19 protein-coding genes are annotated in these 19,237 nt (G+C 72.7%); 17 read left to right on the plus strand and 2 right to left on the minus strand.

What is annotated here, in order from left to right; translation table 11 throughout:
• The first annotated feature begins 2 nt into the window (after positions 1-2).
• Genes HD597_RS25280 through HD597_RS25295 form a run of 4 tightly spaced genes read left to right on the plus strand, consistent with a single transcriptional unit; the run spans position 3 to position 1,945 of the window.
• Positions 3-254 carry a toluene-4-monooxygenase system B family protein gene (locus tag HD597_RS25280; protein WP_253745195.1) on the plus strand — a complete coding sequence of 84 codons (252 nt, stop codon included), beginning with the start codon at positions 3-5 and terminating at the stop codon, positions 252-254.
• Complete coding sequence (locus HD597_RS25285) at positions 244-600, plus strand: Rieske 2Fe-2S domain-containing protein (protein WP_253745196.1); 357 nt, start codon at positions 244-246, stop codon at positions 598-600. The genes HD597_RS25280 and HD597_RS25285 overlap by 11 nt, the downstream gene beginning before the upstream one ends.
• Positions 601-626: 26 nt before the next feature.
• Positions 627-932, plus strand: a complete 306-nt coding sequence (locus HD597_RS25290) for an MmoB/DmpM family protein (RefSeq protein WP_253745197.1) — start codon at positions 627-629, stop codon at positions 930-932.
• A 2-nt stretch (positions 933-934) separates the two neighbouring features.
• A complete protein-coding gene (locus HD597_RS25295; RefSeq protein ID WP_253745198.1) occupies positions 935-1,945 on the plus strand; it encodes a ferritin family protein in 1,011 nt (336 codons plus the stop codon).
• 113 nt (positions 1,946-2,058) lie between these two features.
• On the opposite strand, the gene HD597_RS25300 is transcribed toward HD597_RS25295, so the two are convergent.
• The gene (locus tag HD597_RS25300; protein ID WP_253745199.1) at positions 2,059-2,343 is read right to left on the minus strand and encodes a hypothetical protein; all 285 of its coding nucleotides are present in this window, start codon (positions 2,341-2,343) and stop codon (positions 2,059-2,061) included.
• A 160-nt stretch (positions 2,344-2,503) separates the two neighbouring features.
• On the opposite strand from HD597_RS25300, the gene HD597_RS25305 reads away from it, so the two are divergent.
• From HD597_RS25305 to HD597_RS25340, 8 genes are all read left to right on the plus strand, one after another.
• The gene (locus HD597_RS25305; RefSeq protein WP_253745200.1) at positions 2,504-3,304 is read left to right on the plus strand and encodes an endonuclease/exonuclease/phosphatase family protein; all 801 of its coding nucleotides are present in this window, start codon (positions 2,504-2,506) and stop codon (positions 3,302-3,304) included.
• 249 nt (positions 3,305-3,553) lie between these two features.
• Positions 3,554-4,744 carry a DUF2786 domain-containing protein gene (locus HD597_RS25310; RefSeq protein ID WP_253745201.1) on the plus strand — a complete coding sequence of 397 codons (1,191 nt, stop codon included), beginning with the start codon at positions 3,554-3,556 and terminating at the stop codon, positions 4,742-4,744.
• 568 nt (positions 4,745-5,312) lie between these two features.
• Positions 5,313-6,335 (plus strand): LacI family DNA-binding transcriptional regulator, encoded by a 1,023-nt coding sequence (locus tag HD597_RS25315; RefSeq protein WP_253745202.1) that lies wholly within the window; start codon positions 5,313-5,315, stop codon positions 6,333-6,335.
• Between the two features lie 66 nt (positions 6,336-6,401).
• Positions 6,402-7,655: a sugar ABC transporter substrate-binding protein gene (locus HD597_RS25320; protein ID WP_253745203.1), complete on the plus strand. Its 1,254-nt coding sequence runs from the start codon at positions 6,402-6,404 to the stop codon at positions 7,653-7,655.
• 11 nt (positions 7,656-7,666) lie between these two features.
• Entirely contained in the window at positions 7,667-8,596 is a 930-nt protein-coding gene (locus tag HD597_RS25325) for a carbohydrate ABC transporter permease (RefSeq protein ID WP_253745204.1), read from the plus strand.
• Entirely contained in the window at positions 8,593-9,399 is an 807-nt protein-coding gene (locus tag HD597_RS25330) for a carbohydrate ABC transporter permease (RefSeq protein WP_253745205.1), read from the plus strand. Before HD597_RS25325 ends, HD597_RS25330 begins: the two co-directional genes overlap by 4 nt.
• An 18-nt stretch (positions 9,400-9,417) precedes the next feature.
• Positions 9,418-11,325, plus strand: coding sequence for a glycoside hydrolase family 127 protein (locus tag HD597_RS25335; RefSeq protein ID WP_253745206.1), 1,908 nt, complete (start codon positions 9,418-9,420; stop codon positions 11,323-11,325).
• Position 11,326: 1 nt separating this feature from the next.
• Positions 11,327-13,027 carry a carbohydrate-binding protein gene (locus HD597_RS25340; RefSeq protein WP_253745207.1) on the plus strand — a complete coding sequence of 567 codons (1,701 nt, stop codon included), beginning with the start codon at positions 11,327-11,329 and terminating at the stop codon, positions 13,025-13,027.
• A 358-nt stretch (positions 13,028-13,385) separates the two neighbouring features.
• On the opposite strand, the gene HD597_RS25345 is transcribed toward HD597_RS25340, so the two are convergent.
• Positions 13,386-14,159, minus strand: a complete 774-nt coding sequence (locus HD597_RS25345; protein WP_253745208.1) for an IclR family transcriptional regulator — start codon at positions 14,157-14,159, stop codon at positions 13,386-13,388.
• Between the two features lie 126 nt (positions 14,160-14,285).
• Between HD597_RS25345 and HD597_RS25350 the strand changes: the two genes are divergently transcribed.
• The 5 genes from HD597_RS25350 to HD597_RS25370 are packed head-to-tail and all read left to right on the plus strand — an operon-like array spanning position 14,286 to position 19,236.
• Positions 14,286-15,260 (plus strand): ABC transporter substrate-binding protein, encoded by a 975-nt coding sequence (locus HD597_RS25350; RefSeq protein ID WP_253745209.1) that lies wholly within the window; start codon positions 14,286-14,288, stop codon positions 15,258-15,260.
• The gene (locus HD597_RS25355) at positions 15,253-16,245 is read left to right on the plus strand and encodes an ABC transporter substrate-binding protein (RefSeq protein ID WP_253745210.1); all 993 of its coding nucleotides are present in this window, start codon (positions 15,253-15,255) and stop codon (positions 16,243-16,245) included. Before HD597_RS25350 ends, HD597_RS25355 begins: the two co-directional genes overlap by 8 nt.
• Complete coding sequence (locus tag HD597_RS25360; RefSeq protein WP_253745211.1) at positions 16,242-17,084, plus strand: ABC transporter permease; 843 nt, start codon at positions 16,242-16,244, stop codon at positions 17,082-17,084. The genes HD597_RS25355 and HD597_RS25360 overlap by 4 nt, the downstream gene beginning before the upstream one ends.
• Complete coding sequence (locus tag HD597_RS25365; RefSeq protein ID WP_253745212.1) at positions 17,081-17,791, plus strand: ABC transporter ATP-binding protein; 711 nt, start codon at positions 17,081-17,083, stop codon at positions 17,789-17,791. The genes HD597_RS25360 and HD597_RS25365 overlap by 4 nt, the downstream gene beginning before the upstream one ends.
• Entirely contained in the window at positions 17,788-19,236 is a 1,449-nt protein-coding gene (locus HD597_RS25370) for an amidohydrolase (protein ID WP_253745213.1), read from the plus strand. The genes HD597_RS25365 and HD597_RS25370 overlap by 4 nt, the downstream gene beginning before the upstream one ends.
• Position 19,237: the final 1 nt, after the last annotated feature.

Genomic DNA, 19,237 nt, shown 5'->3' on the forward strand with positions numbered 1-19,237 from the left:
CCATGGCGCTGCTGCCGCTGTCCGCGAGCTTCCGGGGCGACATCGCGGTGCTGCTCGTCCTGGTGGACGACCAGGACACCGCCGAGGTCGTCGGCCAGAAGATCGCCGTTCACGTCGCCGGCCGCCGGGTGCCGGCCGCCCCGGGCCCCGTCCGCGTACGTCACGAGGGCCGGGTCCTGCCCGCCGGCCGGCGCGTCGGCGAGGCGGGTGTGGGCCCGCTGGACTACGTGGAAGCGTTCTACGATGAGCGCTGACCTCCGCTGGCTGCCCGCCACCACGCTGGACGAGCTGTGGGAGGGCGACCTCGCCGAGGTCGAGGTGGGCGGCGACGCGGTGCTGCTGGCGCACCTGCCGGGCGGCGAGCTGCGGGCCTACCAGGCGCTCTGCCCGCACTCGGAGTTCCCGCTGGTCGCGGGCGACCTCGACGGCCGCGTGCTCACCTGCGCGGCCCACGGATGGGAGTTCGACCTCGTCACGGGCCGGGGGCTCAACCCGGGCACGTGCCGCCTGTACGCCTTCCCCGTGCGGCTGGAAGGGGAGCGGATCGACGTCGCGGTGCCGGCTGACGGCCTGCGTCACCACAACCGTTGCCGCGGGTAGCCGCGCGACCAGTGAGGAGCCCGCTCGTGGCAGAGGACCGGAGGCGGCTGGTGGGACCGGTGGTGCGGGGATTCGACCCGGACGTGGTGGACGCGCTGCTGACCGCGATCGAGCACGACAATCCCGGCAAGGAACTGCTGGTGGAGGACCACGGCGGCTACGTGCGCATCCACGCGCCGCTGCGGCTGCGGGTCACCCGCGCCAGCCTGGAGGAGGCCGCGGGCCGCGCCTTCCCGCTGTCCGGCCTCGAACCGGCCATGGCGAGCTTCGCCGGCCGGATGCGCTACGAGGGCGACGACGAGCTCATCTGGTACCTGACCAGGGAGGACTGACCATGGCAACGGCAGGCGACCCGCGCCGGCGGCGCACCTGGAGCCTGTTCGACGGCGAGCGCCGCAGGCCCGACGAGTACGACATCGTCACCCGGGGCTTCCACTACCACTTCGGCCGCCGGCCGGCGCCGTTCGACCTCGACCCGCGCAGCGCGATCAACCAGTGGTACCTGCGATACCGGGAGGGCTCGCTGCTGCAGGCGCCGGGCTGGGACGGCTTCCGCGACCCCGGACGGCTCAACTACCGGCGCTACGTCGCGCTGCAGAACGACCGCGAGATCTACGCCGAAGGCGTCGTGGACAGCTTCGAGGCCGGCGACCACGACGCGCGGCTCGATCCCGCCTGGGTCGCGGTGCTCGGCCGCGCGTACCTGCCGGCCCGCTTCGCCCTGCACGTCCTGCAGATCACCAGCATGTACGTCGCCCAGCTCGGCCCCGGCGCGGCCATCACGAACGCGGCCCTGTTCCAGGGCGCCGACGAACTGCGCGCCCTGCAGTGGATCGCCTACCGGGCCAAGTCGCTGTCTCTCACCCACGGGGCCGCCCTCGCCGACAGCGGAGCGACGCGTGCCGTCTGGGAGGACGACCCCGCCTGGCAGCCGGCCCGTGAAGCCCTGGAGCTGCTGCTGCTCGCCTACGACTGGGGCGAGGCGTTCGTGGCGCTCAACCTCGTCGTCAAGCCCGCCTTCGACGCGCTGTTCAAGGAGTCCTTCGCCGACCTGGCCGACGCCCACGGCGACGGCCTGACCGCTCGGCTGCTCAAGGACTCCGGCGCCGACACCGCCCGCAGCCAGGCGTGGAGCACGGCCCTGGCCCGCTACGCGCTCGCCGCCCGCCCGGAGAACCTGAAGGCCGTCACCGGCTGGGAGCACACCTGGACGCCGCGCGCCACCGCGGCGGTCGAGGGTCTGGCCGCCGTGTTCGCCACGGCCCCGCACCCCGCCGACCCCCGCGAGGTGGTGGCCGCCGTCACCACCTCCGCCGAGCGGCTCAGGGCGGCGATCCTGAGCTGAGGCGCACGGGGCTCACAGGGCCGAACCAGTGCCATGACCTTGCTCGTGCCGGAGTGGCGAGCGCCGCCGCGAACGCCCGTGGAGGTCACGACCGTTCCCGGTGACACGGCGATTCAGCGGCGCGCGCGGCTCCACATGATCAGCCCGGCGACGAACGATCCGAGCAGGACCGGCGACAGGACCGCGAGGGCGCCCCACACGAAGAGGCCGATATAGCCGAGCGCGGACGAACCGTACGTCGGGTCGGCGTCGGCGGCGGCGAGCAGCCCCAGGCCGAGGACGACACCGGCCACCGTGAGCACGATCGGCGTCCACAGCAGCACGTGGGCCCACACACGGTACTTACGGCTGTGGACACGCCGGATCGGCGGCACGTTCGGCTGCGGGGAGTAGTTCATGCCGCATTTGTACCAGCCCGTGTGGCCCCGGCACCGCCATGACCGGCCCCGGAGCGGTGCCACGGCCGGCGGCGACGGCGGGTGACGGCCGCGTGAGGGGGCGATGAACACTCTCCGCACGCTCTGTCCGGTTTGACGATCACACCAGCACAATGTCGCCGTGATCCGATTTCTCCTGATGCACCTGCGTGTCCTGCTGGCCGGCTGCCTGGCGGCGGCGGGGCTGCTGTCGTTCTCCGGCGGCGCCGCCGTGGCCGCCACGCAGCCCCCGGCAGGGCGGCCGCCGTACTCGCTGCTCCAGATGAACCTCTGCCTCAGCGGCTACGCCGGTTGCTACGGCAGGACGCAGTACCCGAAGATCCTCGACGAGACGGTGGAGCGCATCCAGGCCGACGACGTCAACGCGGTCACCCTCAACGAGGCGTGCAGCGGCGACGTGGCGCAGATCGCCGAGCGCACCGGCTACCACTACCGCTTCGCCACCGTCATCTACAACGGCGCGCCGCTGGCCTGCAAGACGCCGGCCGGGCGCGGCGAGTTCGGCAACGCCGTGCTCACCAAGGAGGCGATCCGCGCCGCCGAGGACGCGCCCTACTCCGTGTTCAGCGGCGTCGAGCAGCGGCGCTGGCTCTGCGTGACGACCGCCCGCGGCGTGGACGTGTGCACCAGCCACCTGTCCACCGACGGCGAGGCCGCCGGCTCCGCCAACTCCACCCAGTGCGGCGAGCTCGCGCAGGTGCTCGCCTCCCGCGCGGGCCGGCCGGTCGTCTTCGCCGGGGACGTCAACCGCCGCGCGTCGTGCGCGCCCGAGGGCCTGTGGACGCTGACCGACGCGGCCGCGAGCCAGGCTCCCGGCATCCAGCACGCCTACGGCAACCTCACGGAGGCGGAGCTGGAGATCGAGCGGACCACGTACACCGATCACGACGCACTCGTGATCCGCGGCGGCCTGACCAAGTAACGCCTGACCTGCGGGGCCTGGCCAGGATGGACAGGGGCGCCACCCCGGTCCCGCCGCCTGATCTCACCCGCCTCCTCGACCAGGCCGATCGGGGAGGCGGTACGCTCCGGCCGGGCCAGGCCAAGGCTCGCCTGCTCAGGCGATCGCCTTCTCGACCGCCCGCCGGTCCACGAGCGTGAAGCCCCGTCCACCCGGACGGCTCCGTCACGGTAAAGTACTGGCGGACTTTCTTCGAGGTGGACGGCACGTGTGAGCAAGGCCAATGAGCTGATCGGCACGGCGCTGGAGGCGCTTGCCCAGGAGGATCAGGCGGCCTTCGACTCCGCCGCCGCCTTCCTGGCCGACCGGGACGACGCCGATCGGGTGCTGGTGGAGGCCGCGACCCGGGCGATCTCGGCGTTGTGGCGCGACGGCTGGCAGCCCGCCGACGTGGTCAGGATCGCGGCCCGGCGGCTGACCGGCTGGCACGGGCGGGCGGCGGCCGACCTGATCGCCTGGGAGATGCGCGCCTACCCGCCGGCCGCGGTGGATGAGCGCTGGCGCGAGCAGCTCGCCGGCGTGGAGGCGTCGGTGTGGTGGACGGGCGGCTATCTGGCGGCGCGGCAGGCGCGCGACGGGGCGGGGGCCGGCCGGTTGGTGACCGTTTCCGGGGTGCTGGAGCTGCTGGGGGTGCTGACCGGGCTGCCCCGGCTGGAGGTGCTCGGCCCGCCGCCCGGGGCCGCTCGCCGTACGGTCCGGGCCCGCCCGCACGCGGTCAGCGAGAAGACGCTCACGCGGGTACGGGCGTTGCTGGCCAAGGCGGAGTCGACGGCGTACGAGGCGGAGGCGCAGACGTTCACGTCGGCGGCGCAGAGCCTGATGGCCAAGTACAGCATCGACGCGGCGATGCTGGAGGCGCAGCCGGGCGGCGGTGAGGCTCCGGCGGGCATCCGGGTCGGCATCGACGCGCCGTACGAGCAGCCCAAGGCCGTGCTGCTCAACCTGGTCGCCGAGGCCAACAGGTGCCGGGTGATCTGGTCGCAGGAGCTGGGGTTCGCCACCGTGCTGGGGTTCGGGGCGGACCTGTCGTGGGTGGAGATGCTGTTCACCTCGCTGCTGGTGCAGGCGCAGACGGCGCTGGTGAACACGGGCACCAAGAAGCACGGCAGCGGCCGGTCGAGGAACAAGACGTTCCGCCAGTCGTTCCTGTCGGCGTTCGCCTCCAGGATCGGCGAGCGGCTGGCCGAGGCCACGGCGGAGGCGGTCGCGCAGGAGAGCGCCGGCCGGGGCGCCGACCTGGTGCCGGTGCTGGCGGCCCGCGAACAGGAGGTGGAGCAGGCGGTCGAGCGCATGTTCCCGCACCTGGTCTCGCACGCGGTCCGCACCTCCTGGGACCGGGAGGGCTGGGTGGCCGGCCGTACCGCCGCCGACCGGGCCAGCCTCGGGGCGCGCGACCGATAGCGCTGCGGGTGCCGGACATCCATCCGCGCCGGGACCTGATACGCCCACACCCACCTGACCGCGCTCCGGGTTCGGCTCAGCCGGGTTCGCGGGCCGGGCTGCTCGACCGCAAGATCACCGCCGTGCGCGCTCGGCGGCGGCCGGCCCGCGAGCCGGCGGCGGTGGCGTGCACGAGGGCGCGACCCGCCTGGTGGCAGCAAGCCGGGTGGGCCGGAGCAGAGGCTGCCCGGCTGCCGCGACCGGGCCGGCCCCCATGCGTCGCGGAGGCGGCGAGGGCGGTGACCGCGGAGATCCCCTGGGTGCCCGGCCCCACGCCGAACGCCCTTCACCAGCATGTCACGATTCGGTATCGCCGGTGACTCGTGGGCTTGACGGACCCCGCCGTGTGGAGCGATTGTCGAGGACATCGTTGAACCGGTTCGCCGCGCCTGGCGAAGACCGTTCGCGATGGTGCCGAGCCACGAGGAGAACGGGCGTCTGCCCAGCATGCCCGTTCTCCGGAGAACTCGGTTCCCGAAGAAGTATTCGCGACCTGTCGTCGAACCGGTTCGACAACTCGGAGGTGAAAGTGGCGACGATCGGGGACGTGGCCCGGGAGGCCGGGGTGAGCCGCAGCACGGCGTCGTACGCCCTGTCAGGCAAGCGCCGCATCTCGGACGAGGTCCGGCAGCGGGTGCTGGCGGCGGCCGAAGCCCTGGCCTACACGCCGAACGCGGGCGCCCGCGCGCTGGCCACCGCCCAGACCAAGGTGCTCGGCCTGCTCGCCCAGTTCCACGAGGACGAGTTCGCGCCCGCGATGATGCAGTACATCCTGGGCGTCACCAACACCGCCCGCGACCTCGGCTACGACACGCTGCTGGTCACCGAGGCGGACGGGGTGCGGGCGCTGCGCCGCGTCACCGACTCGCGCATGGTGGACGGCGTGGTGCTCATGAACATCGCGCAGGACGACGCCCGCCTGCCCATCCTGCGGGCCGCGCCGCAGCCGGGCGCGCTGGTGGGCCTGCCCGGCGACTGCTCGGGGCTGGACGTCTTCGATCTCGACTTCGAGGAGGCCGGCCGGGTCATGGTCGATCACCTGTACCGGCTCGGCCACCGCGAGCTCATCCTCGTCTCCCAGCCCGAGCACGTGGTGGAGCGGGGCGGCGCGTACGTGTGGCGCCTGCGCGACGCCGCACTCGAACGTGCCCGCCAGCGCGGTGTCACCCTGCACGCCGTCTACGGCGACTCCCGGCAGCCGGCCGTGGGACGCCTGCTCAACCACCTGCTCGACGCCCACCCGGAAGCCACCGGCCTGCTGATCAACAACGAGGCGGCCGCGGCGGCGCTGCCCTCCGTCACCTACGCGCGGGGGTTGCGGGTGCCCGAGGACCTGTCGGTCATCGGGCGCTATTCCGCCGAGTTCGCCGCGACCTTCTCCCTGCCCTACTCCCACATCGAGAGCGCACCCGATCGCCTGGGCGCCATGGCGGTGCGCCAGCTCGTGCGCCGCGTGGAGTCGCAGGCGGCGCGCGAGGAGCCGTTCGTCGTGCGCTTCATCTCTCCCGAGCTGGTCTCGCTCGGCAGCACCGCACCCCCACTTCCCCGCTGACCTCGGAGAAGACAGCCCTGACCGTTCTACGGCGCTCAATGTGAGCGCTAACACTGGAGTAGTCCGATGAACCGTACGTCCGCGAAGGCCGCCGTGATCGGCGCCGCCGTTCTGGCCCTGGCCGCCTGCGCCTCCGCGCCGCCGCAGGGTGGCCCCACCGCCGCCGGGGCCGAGGGCGGCGCGTACACCTGGTGGGACCCGTACCCGCAACACGACGCGAGCTCCGCGTGGGCCGAGCGGGTGGGCGCCTGCGGCCGGCAGGCCGGCGTCACCATCGAGCGCACCGCCTACGACACCACCGCGCTGACCAACCAGGCCCTTCTCGCGGGCCAGGAGGGGAACGCGCCCGACGTCATCCTCCTCGACAACCCGGCCGTCTCGACCCTGGCGGACGCCGGCATGCTGACCGCGATGTCCGATTTCGGCCTTGAGGTGAACCGGTTCGACAAGAACCTCATCGCCGCCGGCGAGCTGGACGGCAAGACCTACGGCATCCCCATCGGCGCCAACACCCTCGCGTTGTACTACAACAAGAAGATCCTCGACGACGCCGGCGTCGACCCCGCCTCGGTCAAGGACTGGGCGTCGCTGACCGCGGCGCTGAAGAAGGTCAAGGCCGCGGGCAAGAAGCCGATCACGTTCGCCGCCATCGGCACCGAGGAGGGCTCCTTCCAGTTCCTGCCCTGGTTCTGGGGCGCCGGGGCGCAGCTCACGCAGCTCGACTCGCCACAGGCCGTCGAGGCCCTGCACCTGTGGAGCTCCTGGCTCAAGGACGGCCTCGCGCCGAACTCGGTCATCAGCAACTCCCAGAACACCACCTGGGAGGAGTTCCTGACCGGCGAGTTCGCCTTCGCCGAGAACGGCACCTGGCAGATCAACAGCGCCGCCGAGGCGGACTTCCCGACCGGCATCGTGCAGATCCCCGGCAAGGACGGCGGGACCGCCGCCACGCCCACGGGCGGCGAGTTCATCACGGTCCCGGTGCAGAAGGACACCAAGCGCTACGACGTGACCAAGAAGGTCCTCGAGTGCATGACCACGCCCGAGGGCCTGGTCGAGACCGGCACGACGTTCGCCTACTACATCCCCTCCACCGCCGATGGACAGCAGGCCATCCTCGCCAAGGAGCCGAGCCTGAAGCCGTGGGTGGCGGCCGTCCAGTCGGCCAAGGGCCGTACCAGCGACAACCTCGGCACCAAGTACCCGAAGATCTCCGAGGCCCTGTGGACCGGCGTGCAGAAGGCGCTGAGCGGCGCGGCGAGCCCGGCCGACGCGCTCAAGGCGGCCCAGGCCCAGGCCCAGCAGGCCACCGGCGACTGATCGGACGTTCCATGGCTTCGATTCGCACGGCCGGGGCGCTCTCGCACCCCGCGCACCGGGCGGCGCGGCGGCCCCTCCGGTGGACGACGCTGGCCTTCCTCGCGCCGCTCATCGTCTATCTGCTGCTGTTCTACGCCTATCCGCTCTACCGCAACATCGAGCTCAGCCTCCATGACTACACGCCCCGCGCCTTCATCCAGGGCAACCCGGAGTTCACCGGCCTGGAGAACTACGCCAGGATCCTCTCCGACGGCGCGTTCCTGCGCGCGCTGGGCAACACGGCACTGTTCACCCTGGGCTCCATCGCCGTGCAGTACGCGCTCGGCCTGGCCCTGGCGGTCTTCTTCCACCGCGGCTTCCGGCTGTCGGCGGTGCTGCGCGCGATGTTCCTGGTGCCGTGGCTGCTGCCGCTGATCGTGTCCGCCTCGGCGTGGTCGTGGATGCTCAACAGCGAGAACGGGATCGTCAACGCGGCCCTGCAGGCGTTCGGGATCGGCCAGATCAACTGGCTGACCTCGCCGGACACCTCGCTGCTGGCGGTCACGATCGCCAACATCTGGCTCGGCGTCCCGTTCAACCTGGTCATCCTGTACGCGGGGCTGCAGAACATCCCGGCCACCCTGTACGAGGCGGCCGGGCTGGACGGCGCGAACGGCTGGCAGCAGTTCTGGCGCATCACGTTCCCGCTGCTGCGCCCGGTGTCGGCGATCACGCTGCTGCTCGGCCTGATCTACACGCTCAAGGTCGTCGACATCATCTGGATCATGACCAGGGGCGGGCCCGCGGACGCCTCCACGACGCTGGCGATCTGGTCCTACCGGGAGGCGTTCGGCACCGGGCAGCCCGACTTCTCCCCCGCGGCGGCGGTCGGCAACCTGCTCATCCTCATCGCCTTCGCCGCCGGGCTGGTGCACGTGCGGCTGCAGAAGGAGGCCCCATGAGAGCGTGGAAGACGGCCGTGGGCGTCGTCCTGGTGGCGGTGATGCTGTTCCCGGTCTACTGGATGGTCAACGTCTCGCTCACGAGGACGAGCGACATGCGGGCCGACCCGCCTCACTGGTTCCCCTGGGACCCCACGTTCGAGGGCTACGCCGCAGCGTTCGGCCAGCAGCTCCCGGCCCTGGCCACCAGCCTGTTCATCGGCCTGGGCACGGTGGTGCTCACACTGGCGGTGTCGCTGCCGGCCGGCTACGCGCTGGCCAAGCTCCGCCCGCGCGGCGGCCGGGCGATCGACTTCCTGCTCCTGGTCGCCCAGATGATCCCCGCGGTCGTCATGGCCATGGGTTTCTACGCGATCTACATCAGGCTCGGCCTGCTCAACACCGTCCCCGGGCTCATCGTGGCCGACTCGACGCTCGCCGTGCCGTTCGGGGTGCTGCTGTTCCGCGCGTTCATGGCGGGCATCCCCGGCGAGCTGCTGTCGGCGGCGCAGATCGACGGGGCGACGACGTGGCGGACCTTCCGCTCGATCATCCTGCCACTGAGCCGCAACTCGGTGATCACCGTGTCGCTGTTCACGTTCCTGTGGGCGTGGTCGGACTTCATCTTCGCCTCCACGCTCAACCGCAACAGCGACGTCATCCCCATCACGCTCGGCATCTTCCGCTACATCGGCAACAACACCACGCAATGGAACTCGATCATGGCGACCGCCGTGGTCGCGTCCATCCCCGCGGCCTTCCTGCTGATCCTCGCGCAGCGCTACATCGCCGCCGGGGTCACCGCGGGCGCCGTGAAGGACTGACAAGAAAGGTCTCGCCCTATGAGCAGCCCCGTGCTGCCCTCCCACGGCAGGGTACGCCCGCTCGGGCTCGCCCAGGTCCGCCTCAACGGCGGTTTCTGGTACGAGCGGCAGGTCGTGAACGCGTCGGCCACGCTCGCCCACTGCGAATCGTGGATGGAGCGCCTCGGCTGGCTGGCCAACTTCGACCGGGTCGCGGACGGGACCACCGGCCCCGACCGGCCCGGCTGGCCGTTCTCCGACTCCGAGGTCTACAAACTGCTCGAGGCCCTGGCCTGGGAGGCCGCGCGGACCGGCGATCCGGACGCCGAGGCGGCGATCAAGCGGCTCACCGCGCGCGTCGCCCGCGCCCAGGACCCCGACGGCTACCTGAACACCTGTTTCGGCCACGGTGACCAGCCGCCGCGCTACAGCGACCTCGAAGGCGGGCACGAGCTGTACAACACCGGCCACCTGTTGCAGGCCGCCGTCGCCCGGCTGCGCACGCACGGCGAGGACGACCTGGTACGCCTCGCGCGCCGGGCCGCCGACCACGTCTGCCGCGTCTTCGGCGCCGACGGCCTGGCCGCGATCTGCGGGCACCCGGAGATCGAGGTCGGCCTGGCCGAGTTCGGCCGCGCCCTCGGCGAGGACCGCTACGTCGAGCAGGCCCGCCTGTTCCTCGACCGGCGCGGCCACGGGACACTTCGCGACATCCCGCTCGGCCGGGCCTACTTCCAGGACGACCTGCCCATCCGGGAGGCCGGCGTCTGGCGCGGCCACGCCGTCCGCGCCCTCTACCTCACCGCGGCGGCCGTGGACGTGGCGGTCGAGCGCCGCGACGACGAGCTGCTGCACGCGGTGGAACGGCAGTGGGAGCGCTCGGTCGCACGCCGTACGTACATCACCGGCGGCATGGGCTCGCGCCACCAGGACGAAGGCTTCGGCGAGGACTGGGAGCTGCCGCCGGACCGCGCCTACTGCGAGACCTGCGCCGGCGTCGCCTCGGTCATGGTGTCCTGGCGGCTCCTGCTGGCCACCGGCCAGGCACGTTACGCCGACCTGATCGAACGCACGCTCTACAACGTCATCGCCGCCTCGCCGAGCCCTGACGGCCGGGCCTTCTTCTACGCCAACCCCCTCCACCAGCGCACGCCGGGCAGGCCCGCCGACCCGGAGGAGGTGAGCCCGCGCGCCGAGGGCGGCACCCGGGCCGCCTGGTTCGACGTCTCCTGCTGCCCCACCAACGTCGCCCGCACCCTGGCCTCGCTGCACGGCTACCTCGCCACCAGCGACGACGACGGCCTCCAGCTCCACCAGTACGCCCCCTGCTCGATCAGCGCCGAGCTGCCCGACGGCCGGCGGGCGGCCGTGGAGGTCGAGACCGGCTACCCGCGGACCGGGACCGTCCGCGTGCGGATCACCGCCGGCTCCACCGCGTCCTGGACGCTCGCCCTGCGCGTCCCCGCCTGGGCGACCGGAGCCACCCTGACCGACGAAGGCGGCACCCGCGAGGTCGCCCCCGGCGTGGCCGAGGTCCGGCGGGCCTTCCGCGCGGGCGAGGTCGTCACGCTCGACCTGCCGGTGGAGCCGCGATTCACCTGGCCCGACCCGCGCATCGACGCGGTACGCGGCTGCGTCGCCGTCGAGCGCGGCCCCGAGGTGCTCTGCGCCGAATCGCGCGACCTGCCCGGCCCCGCCGCGCTCGACGCCCTCGTGATCGACACCCGCGCCGGGCTCAAGGCCGGTGACGACGCGGCTCTCGCCCGCGCCCTGCTTCCCGCCCGTCCCGGCGGGGCCTGGCCCTACCTCACCCATCAGGCGGCTCCGCGGAGCGACGCCGGATGGATCGACCTCCCGCTGCGGCCCTACCACTCCTGGGCTCAGCGGGGCCCGGCGGGCATGCGCGTCTGGCTGCCCGTCTCCACCCCCCACCCCGAAGGAGAGTGACATGCGTCCACGCGTCCGAGCACTGCTGTTAGCGCTCACAACCGCCGCTGCCTCCATGACCGTCGCCGCGTCCCCCGCCGCCGCGGCCGGCGCCACCCTCACCGTCAACGTCGCCCAGCCGTTCCGCCCCGTCACGCACGCCGCCTCCGGCGGCCTGTACGGCCTGGCGGAGAACTCCCGCCCGGCCGACTCCACCCTGCTGCCGATCAAACTCAACTCGCTGACGCAGCCCGCCCCCGGCGTCGGCCAGAGGCCCAACGGCCAGCCGCCCGGCGGCGACTCCCTGCTCATCGCCCCGCAGGCCACCCGCGTCGGGGCCGGCCAGTTCATCCGGATGCCGGACATCTACCCCGACTTCCCCTACCGGTGGGTGAGCTGGAACGACTGGCTGGCCAAGGTCGACACCATGGTGCGGGCCCGCCTGAACGCCACCACCGTCACCAACGTCATCGGCTGGGAGCTCTGGAACGAGCCCGACTACACCTGGAACACCGCCGCCGCGGGCAACTTCAACGACGGCTGGGTGCGTACGTACCAGGCCGTCCGCGCCCTCGACGCGCAGACGCCGATCGTCGGCCCCAGCACCGCCGTCTACAACCGCTCCTGGATGCAGGCGTTCCTGACCCGCGCCCGCGACACCGGCACCCTGCCCGACATCATCTGCTGGCACGAGCTGCAGAACCCCGCCCGCATCGCCGCCGACCTCGCCGACTACCGCAACCTGGAGGCCTCGCTCGGCATCAGCCCGCGCCGCGTCTCCATCAACGAGTACGCCGCACCCGCCGAGGTGGACGTGCCCGGCCGGGTGGCCAGCTACGTGGCGAAGTTCGAGCGCGGCGGCGTCGAGTCCGCGCACCGCGCCTTCTGGTACGAGTACGGCACCATGAACGGCCTGGTCGTCAACAACAACCAGCCGACCGGCACGTGGTGGCTGTACAAGTGGTACGGCGACATGGCCGGCAACATGGTCACCACGACGCCGGGCGCTCAGACCGGACTGGACGGCTTCGCCGCCTACGACCCCACCCGCAGGATCGTCAACGTCGTGTTCGGTGACGAGGCGGGCACCAACACGGTCAACCTGACCGGCCTCGGCGCGCTCGGCTCCAGCGTCCGCGTCACCCTCCTGTCCACCCCGTCCAGCGGGCGCTTCACCGCCGTGACCGCCCCCACCACCGTCTCCACCACCACCCGCGCCGTCTCGGGCGGCCAGCTCAGCGTCTCCGTGCCGAACATGGTCGCCACCAGCGCCTACCAGCTCGTCGTCGAGCCGGCCGCCGGCGTGCCGGCCTACCAGCAGCGCTACGAGGCCGAGAACGCCTCGGTCTTCCGCGCCCAGCGGCTGAGCGGCGCCACCGCGTCCGGCGGCGGCTACGTCGGCCGCATCGACAACTCCGGCACCCCGCGCACCGACAGCTACGTCGACTTCGTCGTCAACGTGCCCGCGGCCCGCGCGTACACGATGACGATCGGCTACGCCAACGGCACCGGCGCCACCGCCACCCAGGGCCTGGCCTACAACGGCGGCGCCTGGAGCACGGTCAGCTACCCGCCGACCGCCGCGTGGGGCCAGTTCGGCGCCACGGTCAGCGCCACCGTCAACCTGCGCGCCGGGTACAACGTGATCCGCCTGGCCAAGGGCTCGCCGTACTTCGCGGGCGGCACCGGATACGCCGAGCTGGACTACATCCAGCTCACCTGATCCTTCCGGAGGCTCCGCGGCGAGCGCCGGGAAGCTCCTGGTGGACGCGTTGATCATCACCACACACCGTCGTCACCAGGAGCTTCAGGTGCTCCAGCAGTGCGAGCACGCTCAGTCGGGATGCGACGCTTTCGGAGCCGAACGCGATTGTCGGTATGCCGCGCTTGTGCGACGAGAGATCGATCCGAGGGGCGGAGGCGACGGGCAAGGTCCGCGGCGGACTCGTGGACGCGCTGCACCGCGTCCTTGCGTCGGATCAAGACCTGTAGTGCTCGCCCCCGGTGCCCGACCCGCTCCCGCGCCGGCTCGGGCGCCCCGCCGCCGGGCAGGGCCTGTCCGAGCTGGTCACCACCCGCTCTCAGACGGAGGGGCGGAGCCGGCGCTCGGCCGGTGGGATCAGCAGCACCTCCAGCGCGCGGGCGCAGGCCCGCGCGTGCGTGACGAACCAGCCGATGCGCGCGTCGCTGATGACCAACGGCGTGGAGCGTACGGCCAGCGCGTAGCGTACGTGGTTCTGCCCGTCGAGCACCGGCACGGCGACGGTACGGATGCCGTCGCCCGACTCCCCGTCGTTGAGCGCGTACCCGGACTCGCGCACGCGGGCCAGCTCGGCGCGCAGCTCGGCGTGGTCCACGATGGTGCGGCCGGTCAGCGCCCGCAGCGGGCCGAGCGCCTCCAGCTCGACGCTTCCCTCCGGGTCCCAGGCCAGCAGCACCTTGCCCAGAGCCGTGGAGTGCAGGGGGCGGCGCAGGCCGACGCCGCTGTCGGGGTTGAGCGAGCCGCCGCTCAGGATGACCGCGTGCCGGTCGTTGCGGACGGCCAGGTCCACGGTGGCGGAGGTGATCCGGGCCAGCTCGGCCAGTTCGGGGGCGATGCGGTGCAGGCCTCGCCGGTGGAAGGAGAGCTGCCCCAGCTCGGTGATCGACGGCCCCAGCCGGTAGCGGCCGGTGCGTGTCTCCTGTTCCAGGAAGCCGGCGCCGGTCAGCGTTCTGGCCAGGCGGTGCGTGGTCGAGGTGGACAGCCCCGTTCTGCGTGACAGGTCGGACAGGCTGAGCGAGGCGTCGCCGCCGCCGAAACAGCCGAGCATGCCGATCGCCCTGCGTACGGACTGGACGCCGCCGTCTGCTGCCATGCGGGAAACTCCGTCTTCTGAGTAGGGAGAGCCGGGACCAGGTGGGATCAGGTCCCGCGGGGAGCGTTTCCCGCATCGCGGGACATTCTTTGCATTTCCTACCAACTTACTAGCAAACTCTGCTCCATGACGACAGCCGCACTCGACGCCATCTGGTTCACCCGCTGTCCCGTGCCCACCGCGACGGGCATCGCGGCCGACCAGGGCTGGCTGGCGAGGGAGTTCGCCGACGACGGGATCGAGGTCCGCTCGCTGCAGGACGACGACCCCGGCGTGCCCCGCGAGACCCATTACACCCACGCTCTGACCGGCCTGTTCCGCGAGGGCGGCAACGTGCCGGCGCTGTGGGCGCGCTCCCGCGGCGAGGCGACCAGGCTCGTCGGACTCACCTGGATCGAGGAGCGGCAGGCCGTGCTGGTCCGCGGCGGCACCGCCCTGGAGAGCCCCGGACAGCTCAAGGGCCTGCGGCTGGCGGCGCCCCGGCACCGCGTCGCCATCGACTTCTGGCGGGCCATGGCCCTGCGCGGCTTCCACGGCGCGCTGTCCCTGGCCGGGCTCGGGCTCGGTGACGCCGAGCTGGTGGACGTCGAGGCCGAGCCCGGCGGCGGTCAGTGGGAGGCGGAGCTGGCCGCCCTCGCCGCCGGCCGGGTGGACGCGGTCTACGTCAAGGGCGCGCTCGCCGTCGAGGCCGCCCTGCGCCACGGCGCGGAGGTGGGCATCGACCTGGACGCCGTGGCGGACCGGCGCGCGCGGATCAACAACGGCACCCCCCGCCCGATCACCGTGCACCAGCGCCTGCTGGACGAGCATCCGGAGGTGGTGACCCGCTTCCTGTCCGTCCTGCTGCGCGCCGCGGACTGGGCCGCCGGGCATCCGGCCGAGGTGGCCCGGATCCTGGGGGCGGAGACCGGCGCCGGCGCGGCAGGCGTGGCCGCGGCCTACGTCCCCGGCGCCTCCCTTCACCTCGACCTGTCCGCCGAACGCCTCGACCTGCTGGCCGAGCAGGAGCGCTTCCTGCGCGGCCACGGCTTCCTCGAATCCCCCGTGGACGTCGCGGCCTGGGCCGACCACACCCCGCTGCAAGGAGTCACCCATGCGTAAGCTGCTGCTAGCCGCCCTTCCCCTCACCCTCCTGGCCGCGGCCTGCGGCGGCACGGACACCACCGCCGACGGCCAGGAGCAGGTCGTCGTGCGCATCTCCGACCCCGGCAACAGCGGTTTCCTGGCCGTCGCGAAGAAGGACGGCAGCCTCGACGCCGCCCTGGCCAAGGTCAACGCGAAGGTCAAGTGGGCCGGCGACTTCTCCGTGTTCGCCCCGGCGGCCCAGGCCATCAACGCGGGCTCGCTCGACATCGCCACCGGCTCGATCACCTCCGGCGTCACCGCGCTGGCCGTCAAGCCCAGCTTCAAGATCTTCGCCACCGTCCCGCCCGACCTGGCCGGGGAGGGCATCGTGGTGAAGAACGGCTCGCCGATCAGGTCCGTGGCCGACCTGGCCGGGCGCAGCGTGGCCGTCGGGCACGGCGGCACCAGCGAGTATCTGCTGCTCAAGGCGTTGCAGACGTTCGGCGTGCCGGTCGAGAAGGTCAAGCGGGTCTACCTGCAGCCGCCGCAGACCGCGCCGGTCTTCGGCTCGGGCGAGGTGGACGCCTGGTCCACGTTCTCCACCTTCCTCATCCCCGCCGTGACCGACCTGGACGCCCGGATCCTGGCCGACGGCGAGGCGATCAAGTCGGACAACTACGTGATCTACGTGGCCGCCAACAAGCTGCTGCAGGAGCATCCCGAGGTGGTCAAGGCGCTGTTCGAGTTCATCGAGGAGGGCAGCGCCAAGGAGATCGCGGATCCGGCGGCGTACCTGAACGTCTTCACCCAGACGGGCCCGCAGGCCGTGCAGGGTGAGCAGAAGGACCTGGTGGTCGACATCCAGAAGAAGGGCAAGCCCGCCCAGGCGGTCACCGCCACCGAGATCGCGAAATATCAGGATGTGGCGACGTTCTTCCTCGGCCAGAAGGTGCTCACCGCGCCCTTGGACGTCTCCCAGCACGTCGTGGACGTGACCACGCTCGGGGACACGAAGTCATGAGCGTGGCCACCACCCGTGCGGGGGCCGGCGTCGAAGGGCTCGTCGCGCCCGAGCCGCCGCGCTCGGCCGGCCGCCACCCCGCCGTCACGCTCGCGCTGCGCGCCATCGGCCCCGTCCTGCTGCTCACCGCCTGGTACGCGGCCACCGCCACCGGCGCCCTCACCGAGGACGTGCTCGCCGGCCCTCAGGACGTGGTCAGGACCTTCGCCGAGCTGTGGGCCGACGGCCAGCTCCCCGAGGCGCTGCGCGTGTCGATCACCAGGGCCGGGCTCGGCCTGCTGCTCGGCGCCTCCACGGGGCTGGTGCTGGGCGTCGTCTCCGGCTTCACCCGGCTCGGCGAGGAGCTCGTGGACTCCTCGATGCAGGCCCTGCGGGCCATCCCGTTCCTGGCGCTGACCTCACTGTTCATCGTGTGGTTCGGGATCGAGGAGGCGTCCAAGATCCTGCTGATCGGGGTGGCCTGCACGTTCCCCATGTACATCAACGTCTCCAGCGGGGTGCGCAACGTGGACCGCAAGGTCGTCGAGGCGGCCCGCTCGTTCGGTCTCGGCCGGCTGGCCATCGCCCGCGAGGTCGTGCTGCCGGGCGCGCTGCCGTCGATCTTCGCCGGGCTGCGGCTGTCCACCACGCTCAGCGTGATCGCGCTCATCGCCGCCGAGGAGATCAACGTGACGGCCGGCCTCGGCTACCTCATGGCGCGGGCCACCGACTACCTGCGCACCGACATCCTCGCGCTGTGCGTGCTGCTGTACGCGGTGATCGGGCTGGCCGCCGACCTGACGTTGCGGCTGGCCGAGCGGGTCACGATGCCCTGGCGCAGGGCGGTGACGATCCGATGAGTCTCGCCGTGCGGACGAGGGGGCTGCGCAAGGTCTTCGGCGACCGGGCCGTCCTCGACGGGGTGGACCTGGACGTGCGGCGCGGGGAGTTCCTGGCGCTGCTCGGGGCGAGCGGCACCGGCAAGACCACGCTCCTGCGCATCCTGGCCGGGCTGGACGCGGCCGGCGGCGGGAGCGTGCTGGTGCCGCCGGTGCGCACCGTCGTCTTCCAGGAGCCGCGGCTCGTCCCGTCCAAGCGCGCCCTCGCCAACGTGATCATCGGGCAGGGCCGCGCCGCCCGCGCCAAGGGCCTGGCGGCCCTGGCCGAGGTGGGGCTGAGCAGCCACGCGGACGCCTGGCCCGCGACGCTCTCCGGCGGCGAGGCCCAGCGGGTCGCGCTGGCCAGAGCCCTGGTCCGCGAGCCTGAGCTGCTGCTGCTCGACGAGCCGTTCGCCGCGCTGGACGCCCTGACCCGGCTGCACATGCAGGACCTCATCGCCGAGCTGTGCGCCCGTCACCGCCCGGCCGTGGTGCTGGTCACGCACGACGTGGAGGAGGCGATCCTGCTCGCCGACCGGATCGCGGTGCTGCGCGAGGGCACGTTCGTCACGGACGTGCGGGTCGGGCTCGACCGGCCCCGCGACCGCACCGACCCCGACTTCGTCGAACTGCGCCGCCGGCTCCTCGCCGACCTGGGCGTGGACGCCCACGCGGGCGCGACCCCATGACGGCCACGGGCTGGATCGGCGAGAACGCCGCCGCGCTGACCGGGCTCGCCGACAGGATCTGGGCCTACGCCGAGCCGTCGCTGCGCGAATGGCGTTCCGCGTCGGCCACCGCCGGGCTCCTGCGCGCACACGGCTTCACGATCGCGTGGGGCACGGCCGGGCTGCCCGCCGCGTTCGTCGCCACCCACGGCGACCGCGGGCCCGTGCTGGGCTTCAACGTCGAGTACGACGCCCTGCCCGGCCTGTCCCAGCGGGCCGGCGTCGCCCGGCACGAGCCGGTCGCGTTCGAGGGCGACGAGTACGCGCCCGCCTACGGCTCCGGCCACGGGTGCGGCCACAACGCTCTGGCGGCGGCGTCGGCAGGCGCGGCCATCGCCGCCGCCAGGGCCCTCGGGAACCGGGCCACGATCAAGGTGTTCGCCTCCACCGGCGAGGAACAACTCGTCGGCAAGGCGTACGCGGTGCGCGACGGCGCGTACGACGGGCTGGACGCCTTCCTCGACTGGCACCCCTCCCCCGTCACCGGCACCGGCTGGGGCGTCACCAGCGCCCTGCATTCGGCCACGTTCTCCTTCCTCGGCACCGCGGGCCACGGCTCGAACCCGCTGGGCACCCGCAGCGGCCTGGACGGCGCGCTGCTGCTGGCGGACATGATCGAGCGTCTGCGCGCCGGCAACGTCTCCCCCTCCGGCCGCGTCGGCTACACGGTCAGCGGCGGCGGCGCCCCCAACGTCACGCCCGGCCTGCAGACGGTGTGGGTCTACGTCCGCGAGGCCACCCACGCCGCCGCCCGGGCCCTCTACGAGAAGGTGGTGACCTGCGCCCACGCCGCCGCTGCCGCCAGCGGGACCCGGCTGGAGCACCGGCTGGTCACCGCCATCAGGCAGGGGCTCGGCAACCGGGCGGGCGCGGAGCTGCTGCACCACACGATGAGCGAGCTGGGGCCGCCCGCGTTCACCGACGCCGACCACGAGTTCGCGCTGCGGCTGCAGGCCGCGATCGGCCGGCCGGCCGCCGGCCTCGCGGCCGAGGTGCTGCCACCCCGCCCGCCCGCCGTGCCGGACCTCGGCGGGCCGTCCAGTGACACCTCCGAGGTGAGCTGGACGGCGCCGCACCTCAGCCTGGCCGCGGCGGTGGTGCCGCTCGGGGTGCCGCTGCACTCGTGGGCGGCCACCGCCGCGACCGGCACCTCGATCGCGCACGCCGGGCTGCTGGCCGCCGCCCGCTACCTGGCCTCGGCCGCCGTCACGCTGGTCGAGCAGCCCGGGACGCTGGCGGCGGTCAGGCAGGAGTTCGAGGCCCGCGAACGGGGGCCCGGGCCGCTGCCGGCCGACGCCGAGCCGCCGTACCACCTGCCGCCACCCGAGTTCCTCGACGAGACGGGCCAGTCACCGCGGCCTTCCCGGACGCCGCCCGTTTCCGCTGAACCCCTAGGAAAGATCTGAC

This window comes from Nonomuraea thailandensis, from assembly GCF_024172165.1.
Taxonomy (GTDB): Bacteria; Actinomycetota; Actinomycetes; order Streptosporangiales; family Streptosporangiaceae; genus Nonomuraea; species Nonomuraea thailandensis.